Origin of the sequence: Citrobacter sp. C13 (genome assembly GCF_014596815.2) — a bacterium.
Classification (GTDB): domain Bacteria; phylum Pseudomonadota; class Gammaproteobacteria; order Enterobacterales; family Enterobacteriaceae; genus Citrobacter; species Citrobacter portucalensis.
In genome coordinates, this window is record NZ_CP115024.1 from 332,026 (window position 1) to 346,578 (window position 14,553).

Annotated in this window: 12 protein-coding genes; 3 read left to right on the plus strand and 9 right to left on the minus strand. The window is 53.5% G+C overall.

All coding sequences use genetic code 11. The features are described from left to right. Window positions 1–184 precede the first annotated feature (184 nt). The 5 genes from feoC to greB form a co-directional block, all read right to left on the minus strand. Window positions 185–421, minus strand: a complete 237-nt coding sequence (feoC, locus tag IB222_RS01570) for a [Fe-S]-dependent transcriptional repressor FeoC (protein WP_003023516.1) — start codon at window positions 419–421, stop codon at window positions 185–187. 11 nt (window positions 422–432) lie between these two features. Further along, on the minus strand, window positions 433–2,751 hold the full coding sequence (gene feoB / locus IB222_RS01575; protein ID WP_149384414.1) for a Fe(2+) transporter permease subunit FeoB: 2,319 nt from the start codon (window positions 2,749–2,751) through the stop codon (window positions 433–435). 18 nt (window positions 2,752–2,769) lie between these two features. Then, window positions 2,770–2,997, minus strand: coding sequence for a ferrous iron transporter A (gene feoA, locus IB222_RS01580; RefSeq protein ID WP_003023519.1), 228 nt, complete (start codon window positions 2,995–2,997; stop codon window positions 2,770–2,772). Between the two features lie 432 nt (window positions 2,998–3,429). Further along, window positions 3,430–5,763, minus strand: coding sequence for a Tex family protein (locus IB222_RS01585; protein ID WP_148361389.1), 2,334 nt, complete (start codon window positions 5,761–5,763; stop codon window positions 3,430–3,432). Window positions 5,764–5,861: 98 nt separating this feature from the next. Further along, complete coding sequence (greB, locus tag IB222_RS01590) at window positions 5,862–6,335, minus strand: transcription elongation factor GreB (RefSeq protein ID WP_003023524.1); 474 nt, start codon at window positions 6,333–6,335, stop codon at window positions 5,862–5,864. A gap of 225 nt (window positions 6,336–6,560) precedes the next feature. Between greB and ompR the strand changes: the two genes are divergently transcribed. Beyond that, window positions 6,561–7,280 carry a two-component system response regulator OmpR gene (gene ompR, locus IB222_RS01595; RefSeq protein WP_001157751.1) on the plus strand — a complete coding sequence of 240 codons (720 nt, stop codon included), beginning with the start codon at window positions 6,561–6,563 and terminating at the stop codon, window positions 7,278–7,280. Continuing rightward, window positions 7,277–8,629, plus strand: coding sequence for a two-component system sensor histidine kinase EnvZ (envZ, locus tag IB222_RS01600; protein ID WP_003827658.1), 1,353 nt, complete (start codon window positions 7,277–7,279; stop codon window positions 8,627–8,629). Before ompR ends, envZ begins: the two co-directional genes overlap by 4 nt. Before the next feature lie 74 nt (window positions 8,630–8,703). On the opposite strand, the gene pckA is transcribed toward envZ, so the two are convergent. Next, a complete protein-coding gene (gene pckA / locus IB222_RS01605; protein ID WP_003023529.1) occupies window positions 8,704–10,326 on the minus strand; it encodes a phosphoenolpyruvate carboxykinase (ATP) in 1,623 nt (540 codons plus the stop codon). Between the two features lie 378 nt (window positions 10,327–10,704). Here pckA and IB222_RS01610 point away from each other — a divergent pair, with 378 nt between their 5' ends. Then, complete coding sequence (locus tag IB222_RS01610) at window positions 10,705–12,423, plus strand: DUF4153 domain-containing protein (protein ID WP_126956373.1); 1,719 nt, start codon at window positions 10,705–10,707, stop codon at window positions 12,421–12,423. Window positions 12,424–12,532: 109 nt separating this feature from the next. Here IB222_RS01610 and hslO read toward each other — a convergent pair whose 3' ends face one another. The 3 genes from hslO to yrfG are packed head-to-tail and all read right to left on the minus strand — an operon-like array spanning window position 12,533 to window position 14,516. Further along, a complete protein-coding gene (gene hslO, locus IB222_RS01615) occupies window positions 12,533–13,411 on the minus strand; it encodes an Hsp33 family molecular chaperone HslO (RefSeq protein ID WP_003023531.1) in 879 nt (292 codons plus the stop codon). A gap of 24 nt (window positions 13,412–13,435) precedes the next feature. Next, the gene (hslR, locus tag IB222_RS01620; protein WP_016157639.1) at window positions 13,436–13,837 is read right to left on the minus strand and encodes a ribosome-associated heat shock protein Hsp15; all 402 of its coding nucleotides are present in this window, start codon (window positions 13,835–13,837) and stop codon (window positions 13,436–13,438) included. A 10-nt stretch (window positions 13,838–13,847) separates the two neighbouring features. Then, window positions 13,848–14,516 (minus strand): GMP/IMP nucleotidase, encoded by a 669-nt coding sequence (yrfG, locus tag IB222_RS01625; protein ID WP_149384415.1) that lies wholly within the window; start codon window positions 14,514–14,516, stop codon window positions 13,848–13,850. Window positions 14,517–14,553 lie beyond the last annotated feature (37 nt).

Consider the following 14,553-nt stretch of genomic DNA (forward strand, 5'->3'; position numbering starts at 1 on the left):
TCCACGAATTAATAACGATGCGTGGCTGGCTGGAGGATAGATCTTTTTTGCTGAAATAATGAAATCTGCGTGGAATCCATTTCGCAAAAAAGCCGGATATCAGCGTAAACGCGTTATCCGGCCTGGACGTTTGCATCATTTGTAGGCCGGATAAGCGTAGCGCCATCCGGCAAAGAGCATCTGATTAGCGTAAAGCCCACCACTCGCGCAGGCAGGCTTTACCTTCTGGGCAACTTTTGCAGCTTCCGGAAAGACACCCGTCGGCATCTTCCTGAATCCGCACCGCTTTGCCCATCTTTTCTAACTGATTCAGCATGGCGTCAATCATGGGCTGCGGGGTATGCAGCGTGTGGCTAATTTGTGTCGCCTCCATGCGCCCCCGCAAAGCCAGTAAATCACGAACCTGAATAAGCGATGCCATTGTCGATAACCTTAGTGGCAATCGCCAGTCGTGCTGGAACAGCAGGAACTCGCCGTTCTGTTGGTTGCCAGCAGTGCGAGGTCCACGCGGCTACGAGCGCGACGCAGCAGGCCCAGCAACACGATGTTAAACAGGATGACCGCTAAAATGCACACCAGGCTGTAGGTCGGGTGCTCTTTGTAGCTGACCGTCTGATAAAACAGCGTCGACAGAGAGTAGGCGATATTCAGGCCCCACAGAATCGAGAAGCTCATCCAGCCACGGCTGGATTCACGTGCGATAGCGCCCATCACTGAAATGCACGGTACATACAGCAGAACAAAGATCAGATAGCTGTACGCGGCGGCGGCCCTGCCAAATTTCTCGCCCATCACGCCCATTGCACCGGTAGCCATTTCACCGTCGCCCTTGCTGGCTTCGATAGGGTTAGCCAGCACGCTCAGGCTGAAAGTGTCTTTCAGGCTTTGCCAGGTTTCATCTACCGCGCCGAGCAGCTCGTCACCGAGGTGGAAATCTGCCGGGTTGAACTCTTCTTCCTGAATGTTTTCTGCGGTATAGAGCGTGTTCAGCGTACCGACAACCACTTCTTTCGCCATCGCGCCGGTGAACAGACCTACGGTTGCCTGCCAGTTATCTTCGTGAACACCAATCGGCTTAAAGACTGGGGTAATGACGCGGCTAACGGAAGCCAGAGCAGAGTCGTTGATGTTGTCGACGATTTTTCCGCTCAGTGAGAAGCTGTTAAACGCGCTGAGGAAAATGCTGACGATGATGATGACTTTACCTGCACGCAGAACGAAGCCTTTCAGACGTTGCCAGGTTTGAATGATCAGACTCTTAATGTGCGGTACGTGATATACCGGCAGCTCCATCACGAACGGCGTTGCTTCGCCACGCATGATGGTGTGTTTGAGCATCAGGCCGGTCAACACCGCCATAACGATACCCAGCACGTACAGCGAGAAGACCGCCAGCGCGCCGTTCTGACCAAAGAACGCGGCGGCAAAGACGGCGAAAATCGCCAGACGTGCGCCACAGGACATAAACGGCGCCATCATGATGGTCATCAGACGCTCACGCGGGGCGTCCAGCGTACGTGCGCCCATCACTGACGGTACGTTACAACCAAAGCCGACGATCAGCGGGACAAATGATTTGCCCGGCAGTCCCAGCGCCTGCATTAGACGGTCCATCACAAATGCGGCGCGCGCCATGTAGCCGGAGTCTTCAAGGAAAGAGAGGAACAGATACATCATGCCGATTTGCGGTACCAGCGGCAGCACGGTGTTAATCCCGCCGCCAAGGCCCTGGGCCAGGAAGATAGTCAGCCAGTCCGGGAAATGCAGCGTATAGCCAATCCACTGAATACCATGGATAAAGAGCGCCACGGAGCCAACATCAAACAACGGCTGCAGCGCGCCGCCAATGTTGATGGCAAGCAGGAACATCAGGTACATCACGAACAGGAAAATCGGCAGACCGAGGAAGCGGTTGAGGATAATTTTATCTACCGCTGTGGTGAAACGGCTCGGCTCTGCCGTCAGGGTATTACTGACGGTATCGCAGATAGCGGCAATGCACTGGTAACGTGCATCGGCAATATGTAGCGCCGGGTCGTCCATTGTCTCACTCAGGCGAGCAACAGCGGCATCAAGGTTTTGTGCTGCATCACCGGCGTAAGCACGGCTGTAGATATCGCCTTCGAGCATCTGCAGGCCTAGCCAGCGGCGCTGTTTGAGCGGCATATCTTTGGCCATTGCGTCGGCGAGGGAATCAGCTTCTTGCAGCAGCGGCTGGGCATAATGGACCAGCTCGACGGTGTCGTTTTCTTTGTAGCGATCGATCGCCAGCTTCAGTGCTTCAATGCCGCGCGCACGAGTGGAAACCAGTGGAACCACCGGACAGCCAAGACGAGCGGAGAGGGCGTCGATATCGATACGGATTTGCTGTTTCTCAGCAATATCCAGCATGTTCAGTGCAACGATACAGGGAATACCCAGCTCAAGCAGTTGCAACGTCAGGTAGAGGTTGCGTTCAAGGTTTGAAGCATCGACCACGTTGATCAACAGATCCGCGTCGCCGCTTAAAATATAGTGGCAGGCAATCTGCTCATCGAGAGAGGTTTGGGATGAGATTGTCGTCAGAGAATAAGTGCCGGGTAAATCGACCAGCGTGACCTGGTGGTCCGTCGTGGCGAAATGGCCTTCTTTACGCTCAACGGTAACGCCAGCCCAGTTGCCTACACGCTGGCGCGCGCCGGTGAGCTGGTTGAATAAAGTTGTCTTGCCGGAATTAGGATTACCAATTAAACCAATGGTTAGTTTTTTCATTTTTATAGACTCACTGTATTAACAGGAAACCGCTTCCACTTCTAATAACGCCAAATCCTTCTTACGCAATACCAGACTTACACGACGCGTTTCGATATGGATAGGATCGCCGAGCGGGGCGACGCGTACCACGTTGAAGGATGAGCCGGGTAGCATGCCAAGTGACAACAGTTTCTGACGATAAGCCGGGCTGATTTCACGGGCAAAACCGGTAATTTTCCACGCACTGTCAGGAGTGAATTGCATAGGGACCTACTTATATCTCGCTAACTGGATGATTACCTCATGGGGCGACAGGGCGGCATGAGACCAGATGATTAGCCAACGTAAGGGAAGAGTAAATAATCAACAAATCAATGATAATGAGAATGGTTTCTATCATCAATAGAATAAATGTGACGGAATGTACAATTGGATAATAATTTGAGCCAATTTTGATATTCCTCAATATTTATTCTGGTTGGAAACGAGTGATTCGCGGAAGTAATTATTGGGGATCTTAATGTTTAATTAAGGTTTCATCTGTTAATGAAGTGATAAATATATTGTGGTGCAAAGCGGGGCATAGATTAAATATGCCGGATGGCGACGCTCATGCGTCTTATCCGGCCTGCAAATTAATTGCGATAACCTGGCCGGACAGGGCGTTTACACCACCATCCGGCACAGGGTTTAAACTTAGCGTTTTTTACCCATCGCCGCCGCCAACGCATCCATCATCGCACTGTTGCCTGTAGGCTGTGCGTCACGGCCACGCGGTTTCGCCGCTTTTGGTGCCGGGCGATTGCCCTGAGCGCGATCGTTATTCCCGCCGCCGCGGCGCGCATTGGTTTCACCCGGCTGCTCGTCCAGACGCATGGTCAGCGCGATACGCTTACGTTGCAGGTCCACTTCCAGCACTTTCACCTTCACAATGTCGCCCGCTTTCACCACGGTGTGTGGATCTTCGACGAACTTATTCGACAGTGAAGAGATATGCACCAGACCATCCTGATGAACGCCGATATCAACAAACGCTCCGAAGTTGGTGACGTTGGTGACTGCCCCTTCCAGAATCATTCCCGGCAGTAAGTCGTTCATGGTTTCGACGCCATCAGCAAACTGTGCGGTTTTAAATTCAGGACGCGGATCGCGGCCCGGCTTTTCCAGCTCTTTGATGATGTCGGTGACGGTCGGCACCCCGAAGCGTTCGTCGGTAAAATCAGCGGGTTTCAGATTGCGCAATTCGCTGCTGTTACCCATCAGATCACGCAACGATTGCTCGGTGGCGGCCAGAATGCGTTCCACAACCGGATAAGCTTCCGGGTGGACGGTAGAGGCATCCAGCGGGTTATCGCCGTGGTTGATACGCAGGAAGCCCGCGCACTGTTCAAAGGCTTTAGGTCCAAGGCGGCTGACTTTTAACAGTTGCTGACGGTTCTGGAATTGACCGTTCTCATCACGCCAGGCAACGATATTCTGCGCCATCATGCGCGTCAGACCAGCAACACGGGTCAGCAGCGGTACGGAGGCGGTATTCAGATCGACGCCGACGGCGTTCACGCAGTCTTCCACCACCGCATCCAGCTTACGCGCCAACTGAGTCTGGCTTACGTCGTGCTGATACTGGCCCACGCCGATAGATTTCGGATCGATTTTCACCAGCTCAGCCAGCGGATCCTGCAGACGACGGGCGATAGACACCGCGCCACGCAGAGATACGTCGAGGTCCGGGAACTCCAGCGCCGCCAGTTCGGATGCAGAGTAAACCGACGCGCCGGCTTCACTGACGATCACTTTCTGCGCGGTCACTTGCGGGAACTGCTTTTGCACGTCGAGGAAGAAACGCTCGGTTTCGCGCGACGCCGTACCGTTACCAATCGCCACCAGTTCAACGTTGTGTTTTTCACACAGCGTCGCAACGGCAACGGCGGCTTTGGCGGCCTGACCGGTATGCGGATAAATGGTGTCGGTCGCGACCAGCTTGCCGGTACCGTCAACCACTGCCACTTTTACACCGGTACGCAGACCTGGATCGAGGCCCATGGTGGCGCGCAGCCCGGCCGGAGCGGCCATCAGCAGGTCATGCAGGTTACGGGCAAAGACGTTGATAGCTTCATCTTCCGCACGTTCGCGCACGGTACCCATCAGCTCCGTTTCGAGGTGCATCAGCACTTTGATGCGCCAGGTCCAGCTAACCACGCCTTTACGCCAGCTGTCTGCTGGGGCGTTGTTCAGGCGTAGTCCCAGGTGATCCCGGATAATCTGCTCGCCGTGGCTCTCTTTTGGTGGCTCATCGAATTGTGGATCGGCATTTAGTGAAAGTTGCAACACGCCTTCGTTACGGCCACGGAACATGGCCAGCGCACGGTGGGATGGCACGGTAGAAATCGGTTCGTGGTGATCGAAGTAGTCGCGGAACTTAGCGCCTTCTTCTTCTTTACCGCTTACCACGGTGGCGACCAGGTGGGCGTTTTTCCACAGATAATCACGTACTTTCGCCAGCAGAGCAGCATCTTCAGCGAAGCGCTCCATTAGAATGTAGCGCGCGCCGTCGAGGGCGGCTTTGGTATCCGCCACGCCGTTTTCGGCGTTGAGATATTTTGCGGCTTCCGTTTCCGGGTCGTGAGACGGTTCGTTCCACAGCAGGTCTGCCAGCGGCTCCAGTCCAGCCTCAATGGCGATCTGCCCACGGGTGCGGCGCTTTGGTTTATACGGCAGATAGAGATCTTCGAGTTCGGTCTTACTTAACGTGCCGTTGATCGCTTTCGCCAGATCGTCAGTCAGTTTGCCTTGCTCGCCGATAGATTTCAGGATTGCCTGACGGCGGTCTTCCAGTTCACGCAGATATCCCAGACGGGTTTCCAGATTACGCAGTTGCGTATCGTCCAGACCGCCGGTGATTTCCTTACGATATCGTGCGATAAACGGCACGGTGTTCCCTTCGTCAAGCAGGCGAACGGCAGCTTCTACCTGTTCAGCACGAGCCTGAATTTCACCTGCGATAATGCGGCAGAAAGAATCATTCATCATGGATAGCTTCGTCTATAGGATAAAAAATCAGGGGATAGTTATACGGATTGACTGGCAAAAATGCCAGCCATCTGCCGGGGCTTCGGATTGTTCCGGTCTCACTTCACGTATTCAATCTCATTCACGTACCAGCTGGCTTCGCCACCTGGGGTGTTTACTACTGCGAGATCGCCGACCTCTTTTTTCAATAGCGCCCGCGCCATTGGTGAGTCGATTGAGATGTAATCCTTACGACCGAAGATCTCATCGTAGCCAACAATACGGAATTTGCGGATGTCGCCATCGTCATTTTCAATCTCAACCCATGCGCCAAAGAAGACTTTGCCTTCCTGCTGCGGGGAGTAATCGACGATTTTTAGATTCTCCATGCACTTGGTCAAATAACGGACGCGGCGGTCGATCTCACGCAGGCGCTTTTTATTATACTGGTAGTCGGCATTTTCGCTGCGGTCACCCAGACTTGCAGCCCAGGTAACTTTTTTGGTGACTTCCGGGCGCTCTTCACGCCAGAGATAATTCAGCTCTTGTTTAAGTTTTTCATACCCTTCACGGGTTATCAGGGGCGTTTTCATCTTATTGTTTTACCTTCGACTCTGTGATGATGCGCACAATTAGTATTACGTGAGCATATCAACAGAATAAATAATGTATTGCGAGAAACATTGTATACTTAAGCTGCTGTTTAATATGCTTTGTAACAATTTAGCCTGGAATTCATACCAGAATTCGCTGGTGACTCACGTTAGCTTTCTTAAGAATATACACTTAATTGTTGCGAACCTTTGGGAGTAATAACAATGCAAGAGAACTATAAGATTCTGGTGGTCGATGACGACATGCGCTTGCGTGCGCTTCTGGAGCGTTATCTGACCGAGCAGGGCTTCCAGGTTCGAAGCGTCGCAAACGCTGAGCAGATGGATCGTCTGCTGACCCGTGAGTCCTTTCACCTGATGGTGCTGGATTTAATGCTGCCTGGAGAAGATGGCCTGTCTATTTGCCGTCGCCTGCGCAGCCAGAGCAACCCGATGCCGATCATTATGGTCACAGCGAAGGGTGAAGAAGTTGACCGTATCGTAGGGCTGGAAATCGGTGCCGACGATTACATCCCGAAACCGTTTAACCCGCGTGAGCTGCTGGCTCGTATTCGCGCAGTCCTGCGTCGTCAGGCGAATGAACTGCCGGGCGCACCTTCTCAGGAAGAAGCGGTTATCGCTTTTGGTAAGTTCAAGCTGAACCTCGGTACGCGTGAAATGTTCCGCGAAGATGAGCCGATGCCGCTCACTAGCGGGGAATTTGCAGTACTGAAAGCGCTGGTAAGCCACCCGCGCGAGCCGCTGTCGCGAGACAAGCTGATGAACCTCGCCCGTGGTCGTGAATATTCTGCGATGGAACGTTCTATCGACGTCCAGATCTCCCGTCTGCGCCGCATGGTGGAAGAAGATCCGGCTCATCCACGCTACATTCAGACCGTATGGGGTCTGGGCTACGTCTTTGTTCCGGACGGTTCTAAAGCATGAGGCGAATGCGCTTCTCGCCACGAAGTTCGTTTGCCCGCACGTTATTGCTCATCGTCACCTTGCTGTTTGCCAGCCTGGTGACGACATACCTGGTAGTGCTGAACTTCGCGATTCTGCCGAGCCTCCAGCAGTTTAATAAGGTCCTGGCGTACGAAGTTCGTATGCTGATGACCGATAAACTGCAGCTGGAGGACGGTACGCAACTGGTGGTGCCGCCCGCATTCCGCCGGGAAATTTATCGTGAGCTGGGTATTTCCCTCTATTCCAACGAGGCCGCTGAAGAAGCCGGACTGCGTTGGGCGCAACACTATGAATTCTTAAGCCATCAGATGGCGCAGCAACTGGGTGGCCCAACGGAAGTCCGCGTTGAGGTAAACAAAAGCTCGCCGGTCGTGTGGTTGAAAACCTGGCTGTCGCCCAATATCTGGGTACGCGTGCCGCTTACGGAAATTCATCAGGGCGACTTCTCGCCGCTATTCCGCTATACGCTGGCGATTATGCTGTTGGCTATCGGTGGGGCCTGGTTGTTTATCCGTATCCAGAACCGGCCATTGGTGGATCTTGAACATGCGGCGCTGCAGGTGGGGAAAGGTATCATTCCGCCGCCGTTGCGTGAGTATGGCGCTTCGGAGGTGCGCTCCGTAACCCGAGCCTTTAACCATATGGCTGCGGGCGTGAAGCAGCTGGCCGATGACCGTACGCTGTTAATGGCGGGCGTGAGCCACGATTTACGTACCCCGCTGACGCGTATTCGTCTGGCGACGGAAATGATGGGCGAAGAGGACGGTTATCTTGCGGAGTCCATCAATAAGGACATCGAAGAGTGTAACGCCATCATCGAGCAGTTCATCGATTACCTGCGTACCGGTCAGGAGATGCCAATGGAGATGGCAGATCTGAACTCGGTGCTGGGTGAAGTGGTTGCGGCAGAGAGCGGCTACGAACGTGAAATCGAAACTGCACTGCTGCCGGGCAGCATTCAGGTGAAGATGCACCCGCTGTCGATCAAGCGTGCGGTTGCCAATATGGTGGTTAACGCCGCCCGCTACGGCAACGGCTGGATTAAGGTCAGTAGCGGAATGGAGCAGCATCGCGCCTGGTTCCAGGTAGAAGATGATGGTCCGGGCATCAAGCCGGAGCAGCGTAAACACCTGTTCCAGCCGTTTGTCCGCGGAGACAGCGCGCGCAGTACCAGCGGTACGGGCCTGGGGCTGGCGATTGTGCAGCGTATTATTGATAACCATAACGGTATGCTGGAGATTGGTACCAGTGAACGCGGTGGGTTGTCGATTCGTGCATGGCTTCCGGTTCCCTTCACTCGCGCGCCGGGCAACACGAAAGACGCATAACAAAGGGAGGCAAAATGCCTCCCTTTTTGTTGCTGTAGGCCGGATAAGGCGAAACCGCCATCCGGCACTTTTCGTTACAGCTTCGGTCCGGCGCTAACCAGCGCTTCACCTGCAGGGGTGTCGGTATATTTCTCGAAGTTCTCGATAAACAGTTTCGCCAGTGCGTTGGCTTTTTCCTGCCACTGCTCCGGAGATGCGTAGGTATTACGCGGATCAAGAATGCGAGTGTCCACACCCGGCAGCTCGGTCGGGATAGCCAGGTCAAACATCGGCAGACGGAACGTTTCCGCGTCATCCAGCGAACCGTTCAGGATGGCATCGATAATCGCACGGGTATCTTTGATAGAGATACGCTTGCCGGTACCGTTCCAGCCGGTGTTAACCAGATACGCCTGCGCACCTGCCGCCTGCATACGTTTCACCAGTACTTCTGCGTACTGCGTTGGATGCAGAGACAGGAATGCTGCGCCGAAACAGGCAGAGAAGGTCGGGGTCGGTTCGGTGACGCCGCGTTCGGTACCGGCCAGTTTGGCGGTGAAGCCAGACAGGAAGTGGTACTGCGTTTGGTCTGCCGTCAGGCGAGAAACCGGCGGCAGCACGCCAAATGCGTCGGCGGTCAGGAAGATCACTTTGGTAGCATGGCCCGCTTTTGACACCGGCTTAACGATATTATCGATGTGATAAATCGGGTAGGAAACGCGGGTGTTCTCAGTTTTTGAACCATCATCGAAATCGATGGAACCATCTTCGCGCACGGTGACGTTTTCCAGCAGCGCGTCACGACGGATCGCGTTGTAGATTTCCGGCTCGGCATCTTTAGACAGTTTGATGGTCTTCGCGTAGCAACCGCCTTCGAAGTTAAACACGCCGTCGTCATCCCAGCCGTGTTCGTCATCGCCAATCAGGCGACGTTTCGGGTCGGTGGACAGCGTGGTTTTACCGGTGCCGGACAGGCCAAAGAAGACTGCCACATCGCCTTTTTCCCCAACGTTTGCTGAGCAGTGCATGGAGGCAATGCCTTTCAGCGGCAGCAGGTAGTTCATTACGGAGAACATACCTTTCTTCATTTCGCCGCCGTACCAAGTGCCACCAATCAACTGGATACGCTCAGTCAGGTTGAAAGCCACGAAGTTTTCGGAGTTCAGACCCTGCTCTTTCCACTGCGGGTTGGTGCATTTAGCGCCGTTCATCACGATGAAATCAGGTTTGAAATCAACCAGCTCTTCGTCGCTTGGGCGGATGAACATGTTTTTGACAAAATGCGCCTGCCAGGCAACTTCGGTAATGAAGCGCACGGAAAGACGGGTATCGGCGTTAGCGCCGCAGAAAGCATCAATGATAAACAGGCGCTTGCCGGAAAGTTGCTGGGTGACTAATCCTTTCAGATGCTGCCAGGTTTCCGGGGAGAGCGGTTTGTTGTCGTTCTTACCTTTACCTTTGTCGGACCACCACAGCGTGTCGCGCGTGGTGTCGTCACGGACAATGTACTTATCCTTTGGCGAACGTCCGGTAAAGATACCGGTATCAACGGCAACGGCGCCCAGATTCGTTAACACGCCACGTTCATAACCTTCCAGGTTTGGATCAAGTTCTTCCTGGAAAAGCGTGTCGTAGTCTGGATTGTAAACGATATCCTGAACGTCATTGATACCATAAGCCTTGAGATCTTGCGGGGTTAAACTGTTGTTCACACGCATTTCACTGCTCCTTAGCCAATATGTATTACCTGGAATAGTAAGGTTTTTTAGGGATTGTTAACCGCGACAAGGCTCATAGATTTACGCATCCGGGAAAAACACGGGCGACCGAATGCGCTGCGACTCCTGTCACAAAGAGGCAGATATTATGGCAGGAAACCCTTTTTTGTTGTGGAAAATGTTCTTAAAACGTTAATGGAGAGTGTTTTTGGCGGAAATCTTGTGAGTGTAATCGCATTCATGTAAGAAATGAGCGTGGGTTATACATAAACAATATCGATTCACTTCCCGTCGTCGTAGTCCGAAATCGTTCTACCAATGCTCAAAATTGTGAAGTTGATGCGATAATTAGCTTTTCCCTTCATTCTGGAAACTGACATGGATAGTGCTGAAATTTCACGTACGACGCGTTGGGGCATGATATTTATCGGCCTGTTGCAGGGGACATTATGCTATCTGCTGATGACATATCTGGCGCCCCATAATGACGGCTGGCTGTTCTATGGCATGCCTGCGACGATTGCGATCACCTCGGCCCTTTTGCTTACTGTTGTTTCTTTCAAACAACGCGCGCTGTGGTACTGGATGGCGTTGATCTTTATTGTCGTGCTGGCGATGAGTGTCTGGCTAAAGTGGCAAGTCGAGGACAGTGATAAGTGGCGGCAACATGAAGTTTTTATGTTCTACGGTTGGCGCTTACTGCTGATGGCGATGCTGGCTTTGCCCTGGATTCAGTACTCGCTTCATGTCTCTCGTGAGCAGGCGCGTTACCCGCATTTTTATCGGCAATTGTGGCTTAATGCGTTGACGTTGCTGATTGTCTTTGTCGCCAACGGTCTGTTCTGGCTGGTGCTCTTGCTATGGAGCGAGATGTTTAAGCTGGTCGGTATTCCCTTCTTCAGCACGCTCTTCTTTGATACCGACTGGTTTGGCTATGTGGCCTTTGGTCTGATTACCGCACTGGCAGTGGTACTGGCCCGTACACAGTCGCGTCTGGTCACGGCGGTACAAAAATTACTGACGTTTATCGCCACCGGTCTGTTACCTCTGGTCGCGCTGTTGGCGCTGATGTTCATACTGACCTTACCCTTCACCGGGCTGGAGGCTATTTCGCAACGTGTGTCTGCGGCCGGGCTGATGTCAACGCTGACGCTGCTCCTGTTGCTGTTGATAGCTATCGTGCGTGAACCGCAAAAAGAGGCGTTACCCTATCCTGGCGCGTTACGCTACCTGATCAAATGCTCTCTGATTGTCGCGCCCATCTATATGCTGATTGCCGGTTGGTCACTGTGGGTGCGAATACAGCAGTACGGTTGGACGCCTGAGCGCGTTTATGGCGTGCTGGTGGTCGTGGTGCTGCTGGTATGGTCGTTTGGCTATTTGGCCAGCATTTTGCGCCGCGGGCGCAATCCGCTTGAGCTTCAGGGGCCGGTCATTCTTGGCGTTTCGTTGCTGGCGTTGGGGCTGTTGGTTCTGCTGTCATCGCCGGTTATTGATGCCTGGCGCATCAGCGTTAACAGCCATATGGGGTTGTATCACAGCGGGAAAATTAAACCGGATCAAGTCAGCCTGTATATGTTGGATCACAGCGGAAAACCGGGGCGCGCAGCGTTGGAAGCATTACAAAAAGATGTGGCGTTTAATCAAGACAGTAAACGCAGACGCGACTTGAATTCTCTGCTGCAAGGGCGCCGGGATCCGGTTAAAGAGCTAACCGCAACACAGTTAGTATCGAAGGTTGTGATGGCTCCGGGGAGCCAGAAGCCAGACGATGCGTTCTGGGCGTTTGTCAAAACACAGGGGTATCGCATCACCTCTTGTGCTGAGCAGAATGCGTGCGTACTGGTGAGTCAGGACCTCAATGCGGATGGTCATCCTGAGCAGGTGTTATATGCCTTTGGCGATGGGGAGAGTCTGGTCTTCGGCATGCAGAAAAACAAATGGGATTTGTTAGCGGTCGCCACGCTACCTGAAGGATTCACTAAGGATAAATTGCTGCAGGCGGTAGCGAATCAGCAACTGGGCTCAACCCCCAGAATCTGGCGGGATATCACTATTGATGGCAAAAGACTGCCGATGACTTATTACACCGAGTGAGTGTGTTGCCGACATCGTTTTTGCCGGATGGCAGCGTGAACGTCTTATCAGGCCTACGACAGTTTTTCCGTAGGCCTGATAAGCGCCGTGCCATCAGGCAAGACAGTGATTAATGCACCTGGGGATCGGCAGGGGAGGCATTGCTGCGGATCTCAGCAATATCCATGGCGTTAAACAGATAGTGACTACCGCAGTAATCGCAGTGCATATCGATCTCGCCTTCTTCCGCCAGAATGCTGTCCACTTCTTCGTCCGGCAACGTTTTCAGTGCGCCTGCGCAGCGTTCGCGTGAACAGGTGCATTTGAACTCAACGTCCTGCGGATCGTAGAGAGTAACTTCTTCTTCGTGGTACAGGCGCCACAGCACTTCGTTGGCCGGCAGCGTCAGCAGCTCTTCGGCTTTGATGGTTTCAGTCAGGGCTGTCAGGTGATCGAAATCATCTGCCTGCGCGTTTTGCGCCGGCATTACCTGCAGCAGCATTCCGCCAGCAGCGGGTTTGCCATCAACGTCGCCAGTGCGGATGAACAGGCGTGTCGGCAGCTGTTCAGAACGCATGAAGTAATCTTCCAGACACGCTGCCAGCGTGTCACCTTCCAGACCGACCACGCCTTGATAACGCTCGCCTTCTTCCGGGGTAATGGTGATCACCAGGTAGCCGTTGCCCACCAGCGTTTTCAGGTCGGCATCTTCAGGAATATCACCCTGCATGCGGGCCACGCCGCGCATCTGCTGATTGTTGTTGCCGTTGATGACGGCCAGGCTCAGCGGACCATCGCCCTGCAACTGCACAGTGATATCACCGGCAAATTTCAGCGTGGCGGTGAGCAGGCTGGTGGCAACCAGTAGCTCAGCCAGCACGTTTTTGACCGGCTGCGGGTAAGTATGATTTTCGAGGATCTGTTGCAGGGTTTCCGAAACGGTCACCAGTTCACCGCGCACGGCAAAGTTTTCAAACAGATAACGATGTAATTGGTCATGTTGCGGCATAATCATCTCTCTTGCAGGTGACAGTCACTCGCTGTCGCCGTGTTTAAATCGTAACAGGTCGCGGCGCTCTTTTTTGTCCGGTCGCCTGTCCGGGTGCGGCATGGTTAACGCGTTAAGTTTACGCGCCAGCGCCACTTTTTCGCGTTTTTCCACGCTTTCCGCGGTTTCTTCATACAGCGTAACGGCTTCCGTTGCCGGGCGACGCTGCTCGGTAATGGCCTTGATAATGACCGTTCGCTCGTCATTTCCCTGGCGCAGGGTGAGGGTGGCGTTCAGCTCGACAATCTTGCTTGGCTTACTGCGCTGGCCGTTGTAGTGCACCTTACCGCCTTCAACCATTTCGCGGGCTAGCGCACGCGTTTTGTAAAAGCGTGCAGCCCACAGCCATTTATCCAGCCTGACTTCAGCAGAGGGCTTTTCTTTCATGGCGTCTCCTTCACATCAGTGAGGGGATCAGTCGGCGGTAGTCATTCAGTGACGGATGGCGTGCGTACTGTTTTTCGGCGATGCCGGAGTCGGGATTGGTCACGCCGAGGCAGTAACGAATACCGTACAGAGCAGCGGCGTCGAGAATGGGTTCGCTGTCGTCAATAAACAGCGTCTTCTCTGCACTCATTCCCGTTTCTTCAGCCACAGCGTGCCATAACCGCTGATCCTCTTTGGGATAACCAAATGTGTGGGTGGAAAGTAATAAATCAAGGTGTGAGGCCAGACCGGTATGCTCAAGCTTCACCGCCAGATTATGCGGATGCGCGTTGGTGAGCAAAATGCGGCGCTTGCCGCTGGCTTTTAAGGCATCAAGAAACGGTACGGTATCTTTGCGCAAAACGGCGCGCGGTCCCTGTTCCGTGGTCATGGCGCAAATATCCAGATCCAGGCACTCGCTCCAGTAATCCAGGCAATACCAGTTTAGCGTATGCTGCACGGCATGATACTGCTGACGAATATAGTCCTGAGCTTCCTGAGGAGAGATACCCTGCTTCGCGCCATAGGTTTCCGGCACCAATTTTTGCCAGAAATAGTTATCGAATGCCAGGTCGAGCAGCGTGCCGTCCATATCTAACAACACGGTGTCGACATCCTGCCAGGCAATATTGATATGCATGGAAACTCCCCAGAAGAAAACATGATGCGCGACAGGG